Origin of the sequence: Chryseobacterium sp. CFS15 (assembly GCF_031118795.1) — a bacterium.
In the GTDB taxonomy this organism is placed as follows: Bacteria; Bacteroidota; Bacteroidia; order Flavobacteriales; family Weeksellaceae; genus Chryseobacterium; species Chryseobacterium indoltheticum.
Genome location: NZ_JAVHYL010000002.1, coordinates 516,449 through 533,907, shown reverse-complemented (window position 1 = coordinate 533,907; position 17,459 = coordinate 516,449). Strand labels below are relative to the sequence as shown.

Here is a 17,459-nt window from a genome sequence, read left to right as displayed (position 1 = left end):
CATTCACAAAATGAATGGTTTTTAAAATTTGTATCAATAATCGATTATTTCTTAATCAAACTCATTACCTGACTTTCAGAATCTGAAATTACTTTCCAGATTTGTTTGAATGCTGGATAATATTCTTTAGGATAATCTGCACTTGCAATTTTTACTTCTGATGTTACTGTAATTTTATTGTCTTTATTTTCCACCACATAAGAATATGAGATCTCTTTATCATCTGTTGTAATCTTTTTACTTTTTGGTAAATCGGCTACCGTATATCCTTCAGGAATTTCTATTTCTACTTTTTTAGTTCTTGTATAAGGCGAAACAAAATTGATCATGTATTTTCTCTCTTCAGTATCATTAAAATCATTGGCAGACTGATGAAGAAACAACAAAGGATTAAAAATTTTCTTTTTCCCTACATTATCAATTAAGCTATTGGATGAAAACTTCATTTTAGACTCAAAATCACCATTATTAGTGACAGAAGAATTGATATCTGAAAAATCTATAGCATAACTGTCTTTATATTGCTTTTTATACTTATCCGGGTTTTCGTCATAGCTTTCCTTAGCATTAAGAGCGAAAAGTCCGGCATCTTTATCTTCATAAGTTCCACTTACAGTACCATCATCATTAATTTTAGCTTTCGTAAGATATTTGCCATAACTCATTTTAGCATTAAACATCGTAATTACTTCTGCCTTATCATCTTTCACCAAAAGTCCGTTATTATTCCAAACTCTGGATGGCAAAAGATTAGCCTGTGACTGTTTTGAAGTGGCATCAAAAAGATAAAATCTATTGTTGATTTCGGTTCCTACCACTACATAGTTAAAATTACCCAAATTTGGAAAAGCTAAATTTAAATTTCCATTTTTCACGGTAGATATTAGTATAGGATATGCCGTAATACCGGCACTTCGAAACATAGCTGCCAACATCAAATTGAGATCTGCATCATTCCCTGTTTTATTTTTTATAAGATCTTTAATTCCGTTTTCCGCGTAAATACCATTATTATAGTTCCATGTAAAATTAGTTTTCACATAATCTAAAATTTTATTGGCTTTTGATAAATCATCTTTTTCATCAGCAATTCCTGCAGGTAATAGCTCTTTTACCAATCTGTCTTTTTTATACAGTGCCCCAAAATCATCATGATCCCAAAGTTTCTTTCTAATGTCTTCCCAAGTGGAAGTGTACATTTTAAGGTTATCACCAAAATAAGTTGAATGAAGCTCTGCTCGTATTTTTGTTCTGTAATTATCATTATTTTTCACATACTTTTCAGTTTTAAAGCCTTTCAGATTATCATAACCGAATCTATACGTTTTATGTTGTGAGCCATAAATAATATCTTCTTTCACAATTTTATATTTCGGCGAAAGACTTCCCGTAAAATCTACACTGTAAGACATTTGTACTGGAGTATCAAAAACATATTCCGTATAGACCGAAGGAATATCCAGTTCGATATAGATCAACGGAATTTCGTATGTAAATGGTGACGAAACTTCATAATGATATTCTATAACCGAACCATTCTTTATATTTGGAAAAGCATATTTACTAACTGTAACATATTTATTTTCTTTTGATTTAAATTTTGAGCTTTTATCAACTTTAGTTTCCACTACATTGTCGCCTTCAAGATTATAGACCAAAGCCTTCATATTCACCAAAACTTCACGGTCTCCGGAATTGTTATCATACAAGGAAACCTCCAGATTGTGCCAATCTTCAGATTTTTCTTTTTCATAAATTTTCACACGATACGTGTATTCCTTTATAAGATTTCCTGTTCTATTATCTATTCTGTAATGTATAGCGCGATAAAGCAATTCTGCAGGAGCTTTAGGATCAATCTCTGATTTTTCTTTTTTTAGATCTTCCTTATTAAACTTAGGAACCTTCAGAAACTGTTGATTCTGTGCAAAAACAGTTGCACTGATCAAAAAAAGAGACAATAAGGTTATTATGTTTTTCATTTATGATTTTTTTGAAATTAAAATTTTTGAGTTATCAGCATTCATTATTTTCTTTCTGAAACTTACATAGTCATTGTACTTTTCTTTAGAATGGAGTCCTTTTTTGATCTGAATAAACCTTTTTACAATCAACTTTTCATCTTTTTTCTCAAAAGAGATTCTGTATGTTCCAAAATCTGAACTCAAAGTACTGTTATCCGGCATTTCTTCAATGATATAGCCTGCAGGAAGCTGATAAATAATTTCATATTCGTCTTCAAAAGAGAAACGGTTTTCAAAAGGGAGATTTCTGTTTTCGTCCTGATGATATGAAGCATTCGAGTAAATAGGAACCGCCCTGAAAATATAGCTGGAGCCCACCATTTTGGAATAATTGATCGCTTTGAAATTTAAATCGAAATCGATTGTTGCCAGATCTCTGTTATTTTTGAAATCAGACATTTCAATTTTCTCAAAATCTAATGTAGAAAATGCATTTTTTATGGCATTATTTTTTTCAGTCTGTCCAAGCCCCGCATAGGCTAAATTAAAATCATACTGATTTCCTGTGTAAGTAAATTTACCATTCCCGGTAATCGTTTTATCAGGATTTAGCTGAATATTTAATACCTGCTTTTCTTTATTTTGCTGTGAAGAATAACTTGGCGTTTCCATAATCTCAATTCCTTCCGGTTTTACTGCTAAAACATTCCGGTCTGTGGTATTAAAACTTAAATGATTGTAAGCTATTTCCTGAGAAGTATTTTCAAGCCAGATATTTCCTTTTTCTGTTGGGATAACCAATATGACATGATTTCCTCCCATTTTTGGAAAATCAGTATCAAAACTTATCGGTGAAGAATTAGAATTAATAATTGCATAATAAGATTTTATGCCCGCCTCATCCAAAAGCGTTTTCATATAATTGGTAAGGCCTTTACAATCACCGTAACCTTTCTTCTGTACCTCATCGGGCATCATGGGCTGCCAACCACCAATTCCCAAGGCTACAAAAACATATCTTGTTTTACCTTGCATATACTGATAAATCTTTTTCACTTTTTCTTCTGTAGATCCTGAAAGATTAAGTGCTGTAATTTCAGATTTTATCTGTGGGGTGGAAGCTGCAACCGGTGTCAATAAACTATTATAATACCATAAACCGAAATCTTTCCAGGTGGTAATATTCCCTTTTTTTCCGACCAGACTAAACTGATCCAAAGAAAAACTCACTTTTGGTAAAATCTTTTGTGGATTAGGAACCATATTTTCATTATCAATTGCAGGAATGTTTTGATAAGTATATAATTTTCCTCCGTCTTCTTCTGAAGTATTTACCGAAGCAAATCCGAAAGGCGAATCATAAGTTTTCGATCGTAAATTGATTCCTGATTTATTAATAATCTTAAAACTGCTTTTCTGTAAAGAAATATTAAAATCATTATAAGGTGTAAAATCCGGGATAAAAACCGTATTCTGATCTTTTTGATCGTAACTAAACTCAGTAGTATAGGGATAACTTGTAGGCGTATAAGATAAATACATCATTCTATTATCCGAATAAAACGAGCCTTGCGAGTTGGCTGCAACATCAGTAAAATCACTTTTGGAGTAGCTTTTTATTTTAGCTCCTTTTTCATCATAGACAGTTACTTTGACGTTGGAAACTGTATTTCCCTTTTCGTAATATATTTTGGGTAAAGAAAAGCCAACCGCATCTTTGTTGATTACAGTTATTGCTGAAGAATTTCGGTAAACAATTTCATCCACTTTATTGATTTCCAAAATTGTGCTTTCGTTTCGGATGACCGCACTTGCATTCTTCTTTAAAACATCACTAATTTCTGACACCGGATAACTTTGTGCATAGTAAAAAGAAGCTAAAGTAAGCGCTCCTACACACCATAATTTCATCATTCGTAAATATTTTCTCCAAAAATATAAAAAATCTTAATAAAATCTTAATAAATGTTAAAAAAATTATCATAAATATGAGAATTATTACTTATTTAAGGCAAAAAAAAGACTCCACAAAAAATGGAGTCTTTGAAATATTATTCAAAAGATGATTTAGACATCAATCTTAGCATACTTTGCATTTTTCTCAATAAATTCTCTTCTTGGCGGAACCTCATCTCCCATCAACATTGAGAAAACTGAATCTGCTTCTACAGCATTATCAATGGTTACCTGCTTCAAAATTCTGTGTTCAGGATTCAATGTAGTTTCCCAAAGCTGCTCCGGGTTCATTTCCCCAAGACCTTTATAACGCTGAACTTCTACCCCTTTTCCGTCCGGAGACATTTCTAGAGTTAACTCTTCACGCTCTTTTTCATTGTAAGCGTAAACTTTCTTATTACCCTTTTTTAATAAGTATAAAGGCGGTTGTGCAATATAAATATATCCGTTCTCAATCATTTCCTTCATAAAACGGAAAAAGAAAGTAAGAATTAGTGTAGAAATGTGAGAACCATCAATATCGGCATCGGTCATGATCACTACTTTATGATATCTTAACTTCGCCATATTTAAGGCCTTGCTATCTTCTTCAGTTCCTACAGATACACCTAAAGCGGTATAAATATTTTTAATCTCTTCGTTATCGTAAACTTTATGAAGCATTGATTTCTCAACATTCAGAATCTTACCTCTCAACGGAAGAATTGCTTGAAAATGTCTGTCTCTACCTTGCTTTGCAGTTCCACCTGCCGAGTCTCCCTCGACTAAGAACAATTCAGATTCTGCAGGATCTTTTGATGAACAGTCAGATAATTTCCCTGGTAAACCAGAACCTCCCATCGGAGATTTTCTCTGAACCATTTCACGAGCTTTTTTCGCAGCCTGTCTTGCTTTTGCAGCCAAAACAACTTTCTGAACGATAATTTTTGCTTCGTTTGGATTCTCCTCCAAGAAGTTGGTAAGCATTTCACCTACAATTTTATCAACCGCACCAGAAACTTCAGAGTTTCCTAATTTAGTTTTTGTCTGTCCTTCAAACTGAGGCTCCATTACTTTTACAGAAATTACAGCCGTTAAACCTTCACGGAAGTCATCTCCGGTAATTTCTACTTTTTCTTTTGCAGGAATCCCTAAATCATCTGCATATTTCTTCAATGTTCTCGTCAAAGCACGTCTAAAACCTGCCAAGTGAGTTCCCCCTTCATGAGTATTGATATTATTAACGTACGAGTGAAGATTTTCGTTAAAAGATGTATTGTAACGCATCGCCACTTCTACAGGAATATCGTCTCTTTCACCTTCCATGAAAATTACATTTTCCATGATCGCTTCACGGTTTCCGTCAATGAATTCTACGAATTCTTTCAAACCACCTTCAGAATGGAAAACTTCAAACGCAAAAGTGCCGTCTTCATTTTCTTCTCTTTCGTCAACAAGTGTAATTGTAATACCTTTATTCAAGAAAGATAGTTCTCTTAATCTTGAAGCCAGTGTATCATAATTATACACCAATTCTTGAAAAATAGTTCCGTCTGGTTGGAAGAAAACCTCAGTTCCTCTCTCATCCGTAGTTCCTATTTCAGCAACATCAGCCAAAGCTTTACCTTCAGAATATTTTTGCTGGTATAATTTACCGTCACGGCTAACTGTAGCTACCAACAAGGTAGAAAGTGCATTCACACAAGAAACACCAACACCGTGAAGACCACCGGAAACTTTGTAAGAATCTTTATCAAATTTTCCACCCGCTCCGATTTTGGTCATTACAACCTCTAAAGCTGATTTTTGTTCCTTTTCGTGGAAATCTACAGGAATCCCTCTACCATTATCTTTTACAGAGATACTCTCTCCTTTATGTATTGTAACTAATATTGTATCGCAATGACCCGCAAGCGCTTCGTCAATAGAGTTGTCTACTACTTCATAAACCAAATGATGAAGACCTCTCACTCCTACATCACCAATGTACATAGATGGTCTTAGTCGAACGTGCTCCATGCCTTCTAATGCTTGGATACTACTAGCTGTATATTGTTTTTGACTCATATAAATTGAATAAATTTGCTTAATGCAAAGACCCACAAATATCGTGATTTTTTTCGACTTATCAAAGTAATTTACATCTTAAAATATCAGAATTTATCCTAAAATTTGAGCGATTCATTCAAGAAAAAAAACAATAAAGTTACAATCCAAATTTGAATTGACCGGAATGTTTTAAATCATATTTAATCTCAGCAATTTATCCTTAACTTTAAACTGAAAAATTAAATTTTATGGATGACTTTATTGCTGCACGTGCCCAAATGGCGCTTTCTTTAGGTTTTCATATCATCTTCGCCTGCGTCGGAATGGTCATGCCTTTTTTAATGGCATTTGCACACTGGAAATATCTTAAAACCGGAAACGAAATTTATAAAGGGCTCACCAAAGCGTGGAGCAAAGGAGTTGCTATATTATTTGCAACAGGAGCAGTTTCGGGAACGATGCTTTCATTTGAACTCGGATTGCTCTGGCCGGGATTTATGAAACACGCCGGACCTATTTTCGGAATGCCTTTTTCTCTTGAAGGAACCGCATTTTTTATTGAAGCGATTGCCATCGGATTTTTTCTTTACGGTTGGGATAAATTCAATAAATGGTTTCACTGGTTTTGCGGATTTTTAGTTGGCTTAAGCGGTTTAGCTTCAGGCATTTTAGTGGTTGCTGCCAATGCATGGATGAATTCACCAACCGGATTTGACTATATCAATGGACAATACGTAAATATAGACTCTATAAAAGCAATGTTTAATGACGCTTGGTTTCCACAGGCATTACACATGACGGTTGCCGCTTTTTGTGCGACTGGATTTGCAGTTGCGGGAGTTCATGCTTTTTTAATTATGCGAAAGAAAAATGTAGAATTTCACACTAAGGCATTTAGAATTGCTGCAGCTTTTGCAATGATTGGAGCATTCGGTGCTCCTTTGAGTGGTGATGTTGCCGCAAAATCTGTTGCAGAAAGACAACCGATTAAATTAGCAGCAATGGAAGCTCATTTTGAAACTGAAAAAGGAGCAGCTTTTGTATTGGGTGGAATTCCCGATGAAGAAAAAGGGGAAATTAAATATGCTATAAAAATTCCAAAAGTTTTAAGCTTTTTGGTGAGTAATGATTTTAATGCCGAAGTAAAAGGACTGAATGATTTTCCAAGAGATGAATGGCCACCTGTTGCCGTTGTGCATTATGCTTTTCAGATTATGATTTTCTTTGGTGTTGTCATGATTTCCATTGGATCTCTTTATCTTTATGCTTTCTTTTTCAAAAAAGATTGGCTGACAAAAAACTGGCTGTTAAAAACATTCCTTTTCGCCACACCATTTGGTTATATTGCTTTGGAAGCAGGGTGGACAGTCACAGAAGTAGGCAGACAACCTTGGATTATTTACGGAATTATGAAAACGGTTGATGCTGTTACACCGATGCCGGGAATTCAGTATTCGTTTTATTTTTTCACAGCAATTTTTATTTCATTGTCATTAATTATTATTTTTCTTTTAAGAAGACAGATACAAATGGTTCCCAAACTTTATGATCCTACAGACCCTCAGTTTAATTCTAAAAACAAAAAATCATGATCTACGTTGTAATTGGTTTTCTATGGCTTTCCGTATGTCTTTATGTGATTTTGGGTGGTGCAGATTTCGGAGCCGGAATCGTAGAATTGATGACCAAAAAGAAAAACAGAAAGTACACCGAAAAAATAATGTACGAATCGATTGCTCCTGTTTGGGAAGCCAATCACATGTGGCTCATCATTGCCATTGTTATTTTATTTGTAGGATTTCCTGAAATCTATACGACCCTTTCTACTTATCTCCATATTCCGTTAGTATTAATGCTTGTTGGAATTATTGCGAGAGGAACAGCCTTTACGTTTAGACATTACGATGCTGTTGAAGATCGTTGGCAGATTATTTATACTCAGATTTTCTATTATGCAAGTTTGTTAACACCTTTTTTCTTAGGCTTAATAGCGGCTGCAACCGTTTCACAATCAATAAACCCTGATGCAAATAACTTTTTAGATTTATATGTTTTCAGCTGGCTTAATTGGTTTGGCGTTGCGGTAGGATTATTCACCGTTTCACTTTGTGCCTATTTAGCGTCCATTTTTTCGTTAAGGGAAACCAGCGATCGTTTAGAATTAGAATTGATGATCAGAAAATCGCACCAGACGATGCTCTTTGTAGTAGTTACCGGTTTATTGGTTTTTCTAGCAGCCTATCTTTCTGATATTCCGCTAACAAAATGGATTTTCTCAAAATATCTGGGTGTGATGGCGATTACTTTTGCAACCGTGGCTTTAGGATTAATTTTAAGAGCGATGCATAAGAAAAAACTGCTTCCGGTAAGAGCTTTAGCTGGGTTTCAAATCATTATGATTTTAGTGGCAGCAACTTATCAGCACAATCCGGATATTATTTTATTAGGAAACGGACAGCACCTTTCTTTACTGAAGCATGTTGCAGCTCCAAAGACGATTTCAGCATTAGGTTGGGCCTTAGTTTTGGGATCACTTTTTATTCTTCCTTTTTTGTTTTATCTGATGTTTTCATTTTCAAAAGCATCAAAGAAATAATTGATTTTAAATTTTGATTATTTTAAACTCCGGAAAATCGCTACAGTTTTTCCGGCCAGTTGACATCCAGCGTTCTAACAGGAAACGGAATGCTTATTTTGTGCTGATCAAAAGCCTTTTTTATGGAAATAATTGCATCATGACCCATTTTCAGATAATCTATCTGCTCCGTAGATCTACACCACAAACGGACTGTAAAGTTGATTGAACTATCGCCAAATTCCTGATAAAAAAGTGTAGTTTCTTCTCCCGAGGCGAGGCCTTCAATATTTTTTAAAGCATCTAAAGTCACCTGAGCCACTTTTTCAAGGTCTGCATCATAAGAAACACCCACTTTCAGATCGAGACGTCGTTTGCCAAGAAGTGAATAATTCTCTACCGGATTCTGAAAAACCTCCTTATTGGGAATAATGACCATTTTCCCCTGAAAAGTTTTAATAAAGGTATCACGAAGATTCACCTCCATTACTTTTCCCATATAATTTTTTACCGAAACAATATCACCTATATGCAGAGGTTTACGGAACGAAATAAAAATACCGGAAATAAAATTGGATGCGATATCCTGAAATGCAAAAGCCAAAGCCAGCCCGAAAATTCCGGCTCCCGCAAGAATTGACGTTACCGCTTTATCAAGTTTCAAAATACTCAGTGCTGTAAAAAAAACAATACCGAGAACAGTGATATAAATAAAAGTACTGAAAAGATTGGTTATGGTATGATTAGAGGAAATTTTACTAAAAATTTTTAACGTCAGTTTCCGGATCCATTTTGCAATGAAGAATCCAATTACGAGGATAAGTGCTGCCAAAAGCAGATTTGGTAAAATTTTTACAATTTCGCGGAACCAAATTTCAAGTTTTTCATCAATTAGCTCAATAGCTTTGTTTAGGTCAAACATAGATAAGATTGTGTTTTTATTGGCCATTCAGCCATTATAAATTTATAAAAAATATTTGAGTTTGAATATTTTTTAACAATCTTAAATTTTAAAGCCTTATTTCTTAAGTAAAACCACTTCTACTCTTCGATTTTTAGTTTTATCTAATTCTGTTTCTTCGGGATATGCAACAGGATTGAGATGGCCGAGTCCTTTTGCAGTAATTCTGTTGGAATTGATTCCGTTTTTCAATAAAAATTCTTTGATTGCATTGGCTCTGGTAAAAGAAAGATTGAATGTTTTTAAATCTAAATCTTCACCATCAAAATTTTCGTAATCACAGCAAATATGTCCCTGCAATTCGATTTTTAATGTAGGATTTTCTTTCAGTATTTTTAAAAGTTTTACAATCTCAGATTGTCCTTTCGGAAGCCAAACATGACGACCGCCAACAAAATTGACATTCGGAAGCGCAAAAGTATCTTTCACTTTCATCTGAGAAATTTCCGTACTTAAAAAACTGGGCAAAGCATTTCTTGAAATTTTCTCTCCCTGAACAAAAGCTTTTTCAATAAAAATATCAACTCTGCGGTTCTTCCCACGCAACTCGTCGGTACTGTTATCATTGATTTGTTTTTCTTCACCTAAACCAACAGCATTGATTAATTGAATATTTTCTGAAATTTTATTCTGAAGATAATTACGAACGGTATTTGCCCGGTTTTCCGAAAGTTTACTATTATATTCATTCGTTCCGGAAGAATCACAGTTTCCAAAAATTTTAAATTTTAGGCTAGTTTTCAATTGTGCTAAGCTATCAAGTTTTTGTTTAGATTCGGGATTTAGTTCGTAAGAATTGTGTACAAAATAGACAGAAGTCATCATTTGCGCCTTATATCCAATTGAGATCAAAAAAAATAATACAAAATATTTCATCAGATTTTGAGTTTTATTTAGAACGGAGAAATATTTAATTATTGTTTCAGAAAACAAAAAATTCCTGAAAATAGTTTCAGGAATTTAAATATAATTTTGTTTGATAATTAAGCTTAAACCAATTTCATCAAAACAACGTCGTCAATCTTCTCTACTTTCACCAAGTTTCCTTTCGTTAAAGTTTTTGAAGCCTTATCCCATTTTTTACCTGAAAGTTTAGACTGCTCTTTTACAGTTCCTAAAGCGATTTGCTCACCAGACTTTAAAATTTCTAGAATAATCTCTTCATCTTCTCCCAATTCGATTTGAGGAACCAATTTTTCAGGCTTCATTTGAGGGAAGAATAACACTTCCTGGATCGATGGATTGTTGGTTAAAAACATAATCAATCTGTCCATTCCGATTCCTAAACCTGAAGTTGGTGGCATCCCATATTCCAGAGCTCTTAAGAAGTCTTCGTCGATAAATCCTGTTGCTTCATCATCACCTTTTTCAGCCAATTTCAGCTGATCTTCGAAACGTGCTCTTTGATCGATTGGGTCATTCAGCTCGGAATATGCATTGGCAATTTCTTTACCGCAAACCATTAATTCAAAACGCTCAGTAAGACCTTCCTGACTTCTGTGTTTTTTGGTTAAAGGTGACATTTCTACCGGATAATCAGTGATAAAAGTTGGCTGAATGAAGTTTCCTTCACATTTTTCACCAAAAATCTCGTCGATTAATTTTCCTTTACCCATTGTTTCGTTTACTTCGATTCCGATAGATTTAGCAAAGTCGAACAACTCCTGCTCAGTCTTTCCTGTAATATCAAATCCTGTATATTTCACAATTGCTTCCGTCATAGAAACTCTTGGGTAAGGTGCTTTCCAGTTGATTGTATGTTCTCCGAAAGTAGATTCTGAAGATCCGTTAACTTGAGTTGCACAGAACTCTAGTAACTTCTCTGTAAAATCCATCATCCAGTTATAATCTTTGTAAGCTACATAGATTTCCATGGCTGTAAATTCCGGGTTATGCGTTCTGTCCATCCCTTCATTTCTGAAGTTTTTTGAGAATTCATAAACCCCGTCAAAACCACCAACGATTAATCTCTTAAGATATAATTCGTTCGCAATTCTTAAATATAATGGAATGTCTAAGGCATTATGATGCGTGATAAAAGGACGCGCTGCTGCTCCACCGGGAATAGATTGCAAAACAGGTGTTTCTACTTCAAAATATCCAGCGTCGTTAAAGAAATTTCTCATAGCGGTGAACAATTTTGTTCGTTTCATGAAAATTTCTTTTACATGAGGATTCACAATTAAATCTACATAACGCTGTCTGTATCTCAATTCAGCATCATTGAAAGCATCGTGCACCACTCCATTCTCGTCAGTTTTTGCCTGAGGAAGAGGTCTTAAAGTCTTCGTTAAAAGTATAAAGTTTTTCACCAAAACCGTCATTTCACCAACCTGAGTTGTGAACAATTCTCCTTCGATTCCGATGATATCACCAATATCTAAAAGGTGTTTGTAAACGTCGTTGTATAAAGTTTTATCTTCTCCCGTACAGATTTCGTCTCTGTTGAAATAGACCTGAATTTTCCCTGTAGAATCCTGCAACTCAGCAAAAGAAGCCTTCCCCTGAATTCTACGAGACATCAATCTTCCCGCAATCTTCACCTGTTTACTTTCAGAAAAATTCTGTTTTATAGATTCTGTAGTATCTGTAACGTTGTATTCTTCTGCAGGGAACGCGTTGATTCCCATTTCAACAAGCTTATTCAGCTTTTCTCTTCTAATGATTTCCTGTTCTGATAATTGCATTGTAATTCAATTTTTTCGAATTGCAAAAATAGTGAATTTTATAGGTTTATGGAAGTTAAATTTTATGACCTTAATTTATTTGGAATAATACAATTAAAATTAAACCATTAAGGTTTTATTAAGAAGTAAAGAAGTATTAAGACAATATCTAAAGATATTTTTAAGTGCTGTGCAAAATTAAATTGTTTTTAAATCTTAATTAAACGCATACACACTAAATCTTAATAGTTTAAAAATTCGAAAATTATTTAAACCGATCTTTCCTGTTTTCTTTTGGAATAAATGTCCACGCTAAAATTCTGCTGATTTTCTGACCTTGTGCCATATCGATTGTTTTTACTTCAACAGCTTTTACTTTTTTTAAAAGTGAAGTCAGTTTAAACAAATTTTCTTGCTTAGAAACCAGACACGTAAACCATAGAATTTGGGATGAGAATAAGGCACTTTCTTCAATCATTTTTGAGATAAAAGCCAATTCGCCACCTTCACACCATAACTCAGATTGTTGTCCTCCGAAATTGAGATTGGTTTTGGGAGTCTTTGATTTTTTAAGATTTTTTGTCTTCCTAATATTTCCTTTCATTGCAGACTCTTCAGAATCATGGAAAGGTGGATTGCACATTGAGAATGTGAATTGATCTTCAGGAGAAAGAACATTTTTAAATATAAAATTTGAATCCGGTTGAAATTTCAACTGAATATAGGATGAAAAATCAGGGTTCTCATCTAAAATCTTCTGAGCATTTTCCAAAGATTTTTTGTTAATATCGGTTCCTAACATTTCCCAACCATAAGATTGATGCGCAATTAAAGGATATACCAAGTTGGCGCCTGTTCCAATATCGAGGCCTTTTACGGAAATACCTTTTGGAATTTCTTTAGAATTTTCAGTCAATAAATCTGCGAGATAATGAATATAGTCTGCTCTTCCCGGAATGGGCGGACAAAGATTTTCGTCAGGAATATCCCAGTTTTTAACGCTATAAAAATGCTGCAACAAAGCTTTATTCAACAGTTTTACAGCTTTTGGAATACTGAAATTAATAGTTTGATTTCCGTAAGAATTGATGAAAACATAATGTTTCAATTCCGGCACACAAGAAATCAGCTGTTCAAAATCATAAGAATTTCGGTGCAGATTTCTTGGGTGCAGAGTTGATTTTTCGGCAGTCATTTATTTCTTTTGACTCAAAATAAATTCAACCATTTTTTTTGCATCTTCTTTTGAAACTTGTGGATGAGGCTGCATCGGAACGCTTCCCCAAACTCCACTTCCGCCCTCTATAATTTTCGATGCCAATATTTCAATATCTTTATCAGAATATTTTTCGGCAATTTCTTTATAAGACGGGCCTATCGTTCTTTCCACAGCATTATGACACGCCATACAATCAGAAGCTTCTATTAAATCTTTTCCTGAAGCATTGGTCGCAACAGGTGTGGAAGTATCTGAAGAAGGCTGTATTTCTGAATTTTCTTTTTTAGAACAAGAAATTATAAGTAGACTTACAATCCCTGTTAAAAACAGTTGTTTCATTATTTTGTCGCTGTAGAATCTGTTGTTGCAGGTGCAGGTGTTGCCGCCGGAGCCGGTGTAGAATTGGTTTTCTTAGCTGTAGAATCTACAACTGTGGGTGCTGCAGGTTCTTCTAACATAATATTGCTGTCTTGAAGAGATTTATCTGCTTTTTTTGAACAGCTTACCGCTACTAAACTTCCTAAGAATACGATTGCTAATACTTTTTTCATTGCTTTTCTAATTTGGTCACAAAAATATAAAAAATAAAGTTTTAAATGTGAGATTTAGGGCTATATTAAATCATATTTAAACTGATTCCAGAGAAATAAAAAATATATTTCAGCTTTTTTAAATTTTTTGTTTTTGATATTAAAAAATTATCTACATTTGTCACATGATTATTTCTAACAACAAAAATTGGTGGTGGCACTCAAACTCTTCGTCGGGTCTGATGCTATTGTCGTGTTGTTAAAATTACAACTGGAATTCTATAGAAAAACATACAGAGACTTTGACGATTGCGTTGAAGTCTTTTTTTTGTTCATTACTTAAAAAAAATATAAAATGTTTAAGAATACAATCAATATAAAAACCACCTCAAAAAAAACACTGGGCGACCTGCAAACCCCGATGAATATTTATCTTCAGATAAGAGATAAATTTCGCGATACGATTTTGCTTGAAAGTTCAGATTCAAAAAATATCGACAATAACTTTTCTTTCATTGCTGTAAACGCGATTGCCGGAATTGAAATCAAAAATCTTCATGAATATGAAATTAAATTCCCTAATGAAAATCCGGAGAAAAAATCTCTGGAAAACATTAAAGTCACCGATTTACTAAATCAATTTTCTAAAGTTTTTGTTTGTGAAAAAACAAATGACAACATAGAAGAAACTGCACAAAGTCTTTTTGGATACACAAGTTTTGAAGCCGTTCCACTTTTTGAAAATATCAGTTTCAAACCTCAAAGCAAAGAAGTTGAAATCCCGATTCTTCGTTACAGACTGTATCAATATGTGATTGCCATTAATCATTTTAATGATGAAATGCATTTTATCGAAAACCAAATTGCCGGCGTAAAATCTGAAATGCGATTGTTACAGGATTTAATTAAAAATAAAAATGCGCTTGTTTATCCATTTGAAAAAGACGGTTCAGAAACCTCAAATCTTACTGATGAAGAATATTTGGAGCTCGTAGACAAAGCTCAGAAACACTGCAAAAGAGGCGATGTGTTTCAATTGGTTTTGAGCAGAAGATTTGAGCAGAAGTTTAAAGGAGACGAGTTTAATGTATATCGTGCTTTGAGAAATATCAATCCATCCCCTTATTTATTCTTTTTCGATTACGGAAATTACAAATTATTTGGTTCAAGCCCTGAAAGTCAATTAATTATTAAAAACAACAAAGCCATCATCCACCCTATTGCGGGAACTTTTAAAAGAAGCGGAGATTTTGAAACCGATTTACAATCTGCAGAAGCTTTAAAAAAAGACCCGAAAGAAAATGCTGAACATACGATGTTGGTAGATTTAGCCCGAAATGATTTAGGGAAAAAAGGGAAAAATGTGACTGTAACCAAACTGAAAGAAATTCAGCTTTTCTCTCACGTTATTCACATGGTAAGTGAAGTTACTGCTGAATTGGAGGAAAATACCAATCCTTTTGATATTGTTTCTGATACTTTCCCACAGGGAACTTTAAGCGGAGCACCAAAATACAAAGCCCTTCAGCTTATTAATGAATACGAAAAAGATTCGCGCGGCTATTACGGCGGTTGCATCGGGATGATTGGTTTAAATGGCGACTGTAATCAGGCCATTATGATCCGAACATTTTTAAGCAAAAACAACACTTTATTTTATCAGGCTGGAGCTGGTTTGGTTGCAAAATCAATTCCTCAAAATGAGCTGGAAGAAGTGAATAACAAGTTGAATGCACTCAAAAAAGCGGTTGAGAAAGCAGAGAAATTGTAAAAATATTTTGTCATTCTGAACGAAGCGCAGCAAAGTGAAGAATCTCTGAGATTCCTCGTTCCTCGGAATGACAAAGAAAAAATATAGAAAAAATGACAAATATAAACCCATCAACCAAAGTCCTCGTATTCGATAACTACGACAGCTTTACCTACAATTTGGTTCAAATGATTGAGCAAATTACAGGCGAAAAAGTAGATGTCGTTCGAAACGACCAAATCGCACTTGAAGACATTCAAAAATACGATAAAATCATTCTTTCTCCAGGACCAGGAATTCCTGAAGAAGCCGGAATTTTATTAGATGTAATTAAAAAATACGCTCCAACAAAAAGTATTCTTGGCGTTTGTCTTGGTCAACAGGCAATTGCAGAAGCTTTTGGCGGAAGCTTAATCAATCTCACCGAAATTTATCATGGTGTTGCAACGGAAGCAATCCAAATCAGCAAGCATAAAATTTTCAATGATTTACCTCCAACTTTAGAAGTTGGCAGATATCACAGCTGGGCAGTTAATCCTGAAAATTTCCCCGAAGAATTGGAAATTACCAGTACAGACAGCAAAGGAATGATTATGAGCCTAAAACATAGAACATTTGATGTTCACGGCGTTCAATACCACCCTGAAAGCATATTAACTCCCGATGGAGAAACCATTATTAGAAATTTTTTAATTGGTTAATAGATTTTAGTTGATAGTTGATAGTTGATAGAAAATTATTCTAAAAATACTTTAAAACTAACAACCAATTACTAACAACCAGCAACCACTTACCATTATGAAAGAAATATTAGAATATCTATTCAATCACCATACTTTGTCAAAATCGCAGGCAAAAGCTATTATGATTGAGATTGCTCAAAATAAATTTAATGCTACTGAAGTCACAGCTTTTATCAGTATTTTTCTGATGCGGAATATTACTTTAGATGAACTGAAAGGTTTCAGAGAAGCACTTCTTCAAATGGCTGTTCCCGTTAATTTGAATACTAACGATAGCATTGACATTGTGGGAACTGGTGGTGACGGAAAAAATACCATCAATATTTCTACTTTGGCGAGTTTTGTTGTTGCAGGAACCGGACAAAAAGTAACCAAACACGGAAATTATGGTGCGTCAACCATTACAGGTTCATCCAATGTTTTAGAGGCTTTAGGCTATCAGTTCAAAAAAACATCAGACGAACTTAATCAGGATTTAGAGAAGGCAAATATCTGTTTTCTTCACGCTCCGTATTTTCATCCGGCATTACAGTCTGTAGGTACATTGCGAAAATCTTTAGGGTTGCGAACTTTTTTTAATTTACTTGGTCCGTTGGTAAACCCTGCAAAACCGCAGTTTTCTGTGATTGGAGTTTATAATCTGGAGATTGCAAGACTCTATCAATATTTGCTTCAGAAAGAAAATCAGGATTTTGTTTTAGTTCACGGAATGGATGGATACGACGAAATCAGCCTTACTCAAGACAGTAAAATCATCACAAAAAGCGGTGAAAATATTTATTCGGCAGAAGATTTAGGTTTTAAACCGGTTGATTCTGAAAACATAAAAGCAGGAGAAACGATTGAAGAAACTGCACAAATTTTCAAAAATATATTAGAAGGAAATGGTACCGAATCACAAAATGCAGTAGTTTTAGTTAATGCAGCGGTTGCTTTATTGCACACCCAGAAATATGGAACTTATGATGATTGTTTGACTTTAGCAAAAGAAAGTTTGTTTGAAGGAAAAGCGTTGAATAGCTTACAGTTATTAGTTGATGGTTGATAGTTTTTTTATGCTACAAAAG

General features: G+C 34.3%; 14 protein-coding genes. 5 read left to right on the top strand and 9 right to left on the bottom strand.

Annotated elements, in window-relative coordinates:
* Positions 1-44: 44 nt before the first annotated feature.
* The 3 genes from OH814_RS04990 to gyrB form a co-directional block, all read right to left on the bottom strand.
* Complete coding sequence (locus tag OH814_RS04990; RefSeq protein ID WP_308827358.1) at positions 45-1,982, bottom strand: transglutaminase domain-containing protein; 1,938 nt, start codon at positions 1,980-1,982, stop codon at positions 45-47.
* Entirely contained in the window at positions 1,983-3,878 is a 1,896-nt protein-coding gene (locus OH814_RS04985; protein ID WP_308827357.1) for a DUF3857 domain-containing protein, read from the bottom strand.
* A 153-nt stretch (positions 3,879-4,031) separates the two neighbouring features.
* Entirely contained in the window at positions 4,032-5,966 is a 1,935-nt protein-coding gene (gyrB, locus tag OH814_RS04980) for a DNA topoisomerase (ATP-hydrolyzing) subunit B (RefSeq protein WP_076559603.1), read from the bottom strand.
* 230 nt (positions 5,967-6,196) lie between these two features.
* On the opposite strand from gyrB, the gene OH814_RS04975 reads away from it, so the two are divergent.
* Both OH814_RS04975 and OH814_RS04970 read left to right on the top strand, forming a co-directional pair.
* On the top strand, positions 6,197-7,540 hold the full coding sequence (locus tag OH814_RS04975) for a cytochrome ubiquinol oxidase subunit I (protein ID WP_308827356.1): 1,344 nt from the start codon (positions 6,197-6,199) through the stop codon (positions 7,538-7,540).
* Positions 7,537-8,544: a cytochrome d ubiquinol oxidase subunit II gene (locus tag OH814_RS04970; RefSeq protein ID WP_308827355.1), complete on the top strand. Its 1,008-nt coding sequence runs from the start codon at positions 7,537-7,539 to the stop codon at positions 8,542-8,544. Before OH814_RS04975 ends, OH814_RS04970 begins: the two co-directional genes overlap by 4 nt.
* Before the next feature lie 40 nt (positions 8,545-8,584).
* On the opposite strand, the gene OH814_RS04965 is transcribed toward OH814_RS04970, so the two are convergent.
* From OH814_RS04965 to OH814_RS04940, 6 genes are all read right to left on the bottom strand, one after another.
* Positions 8,585-9,445 (bottom strand): mechanosensitive ion channel family protein, encoded by an 861-nt coding sequence (locus OH814_RS04965; protein WP_308827354.1) that lies wholly within the window; start codon positions 9,443-9,445, stop codon positions 8,585-8,587.
* Positions 9,446-9,541: 96 nt separating this feature from the next.
* A complete protein-coding gene (locus tag OH814_RS04960; RefSeq protein WP_308827353.1) occupies positions 9,542-10,360 on the bottom strand; it encodes an OmpA family protein in 819 nt (272 codons plus the stop codon).
* A gap of 113 nt (positions 10,361-10,473) precedes the next feature.
* Positions 10,474-12,171 carry a lysine--tRNA ligase gene (lysS, locus tag OH814_RS04955; RefSeq protein ID WP_308827352.1) on the bottom strand — a complete coding sequence of 566 codons (1,698 nt, stop codon included), beginning with the start codon at positions 12,169-12,171 and terminating at the stop codon, positions 10,474-10,476.
* A gap of 244 nt (positions 12,172-12,415) precedes the next feature.
* On the bottom strand, positions 12,416-13,345 hold the full coding sequence (rlmF, locus tag OH814_RS04950; protein WP_308827351.1) for a 23S rRNA (adenine(1618)-N(6))-methyltransferase RlmF: 930 nt from the start codon (positions 13,343-13,345) through the stop codon (positions 12,416-12,418).
* Positions 13,346-13,708 carry a c-type cytochrome gene (locus OH814_RS04945; protein WP_308827350.1) on the bottom strand — a complete coding sequence of 121 codons (363 nt, stop codon included), beginning with the start codon at positions 13,706-13,708 and terminating at the stop codon, positions 13,346-13,348.
* Positions 13,708-13,920, bottom strand: coding sequence for a hypothetical protein (locus OH814_RS04940; protein ID WP_308827349.1), 213 nt, complete (start codon positions 13,918-13,920; stop codon positions 13,708-13,710). Before OH814_RS04940 ends, OH814_RS04945 begins: the two co-directional genes overlap by 1 nt.
* A gap of 334 nt (positions 13,921-14,254) precedes the next feature.
* Here OH814_RS04940 and OH814_RS04935 point away from each other — a divergent pair, with 334 nt between their 5' ends.
* The 3 genes from OH814_RS04935 to trpD all read left to right on the top strand — a co-directional run bounded on the left by OH814_RS04935 (position 14,255) and on the right by trpD (position 17,437).
* Positions 14,255-15,670, top strand: a complete 1,416-nt coding sequence (locus OH814_RS04935; RefSeq protein WP_308827348.1) for an anthranilate synthase component I family protein — start codon at positions 14,255-14,257, stop codon at positions 15,668-15,670.
* A gap of 92 nt (positions 15,671-15,762) precedes the next feature.
* Positions 15,763-16,350, top strand: a complete 588-nt coding sequence (locus OH814_RS04930) for an aminodeoxychorismate/anthranilate synthase component II (protein ID WP_308827347.1) — start codon at positions 15,763-15,765, stop codon at positions 16,348-16,350.
* A 97-nt stretch (positions 16,351-16,447) separates the two neighbouring features.
* Entirely contained in the window at positions 16,448-17,437 is a 990-nt protein-coding gene (gene trpD / locus OH814_RS04925; RefSeq protein ID WP_308827346.1) for an anthranilate phosphoribosyltransferase, read from the top strand.
* Positions 17,438-17,459: the final 22 nt, after the last annotated feature.

Excerpts from the sequence above, each read along its gene's own strand:
- OH814_RS04970 (WP_308827355.1), top strand. The coding sequence starts at position 7,537 with ATGATCTACGTTGTAATTGGTTTTCTATGGCTTTCCGTATGTCTTTAT.
- OH814_RS04985 (WP_308827357.1), bottom strand. The coding sequence starts at position 3,878 with ATGATGAAATTATGGTGTGTAGGAGCGCTTACTTTAGCTTCTTTTTAC.
- trpD (WP_308827346.1), top strand. The coding sequence starts at position 16,448 with ATGAAAGAAATATTAGAATATCTATTCAATCACCATACTTTGTCAAAA.
- OH814_RS04990 (WP_308827358.1), bottom strand. The coding sequence starts at position 1,982 with ATGAAAAACATAATAACCTTATTGTCTCTTTTTTTGATCAGTGCAACT.
- rlmF (WP_308827351.1), bottom strand. The coding sequence starts at position 13,345 with ATGACTGCCGAAAAATCAACTCTGCACCCAAGAAATCTGCACCGAAAT.
- OH814_RS04930 (WP_308827347.1), top strand. The coding sequence starts at position 15,763 with ATGACAAATATAAACCCATCAACCAAAGTCCTCGTATTCGATAACTAC.
- lysS (WP_308827352.1), bottom strand. The coding sequence starts at position 12,171 with ATGCAATTATCAGAACAGGAAATCATTAGAAGAGAAAAGCTGAATAAG.
- OH814_RS04940 (WP_308827349.1), bottom strand. The coding sequence starts at position 13,920 with ATGAAAAAAGTATTAGCAATCGTATTCTTAGGAAGTTTAGTAGCGGTA.
- gyrB (WP_076559603.1), bottom strand. The coding sequence starts at position 5,966 with ATGAGTCAAAAACAATATACAGCTAGTAGTATCCAAGCATTAGAAGGC.
- OH814_RS04965 (WP_308827354.1), bottom strand. The coding sequence starts at position 9,445 with ATGTTTGACCTAAACAAAGCTATTGAGCTAATTGATGAAAAACTTGAA.
- OH814_RS04945 (WP_308827350.1), bottom strand. The coding sequence starts at position 13,708 with ATGAAACAACTGTTTTTAACAGGGATTGTAAGTCTACTTATAATTTCT.
- OH814_RS04960 (WP_308827353.1), bottom strand. The coding sequence starts at position 10,360 with ATGAAATATTTTGTATTATTTTTTTTGATCTCAATTGGATATAAGGCG.
- OH814_RS04935 (WP_308827348.1), top strand. The coding sequence starts at position 14,255 with ATGTTTAAGAATACAATCAATATAAAAACCACCTCAAAAAAAACACTG.
- OH814_RS04975 (WP_308827356.1), top strand. The coding sequence starts at position 6,197 with ATGGATGACTTTATTGCTGCACGTGCCCAAATGGCGCTTTCTTTAGGT.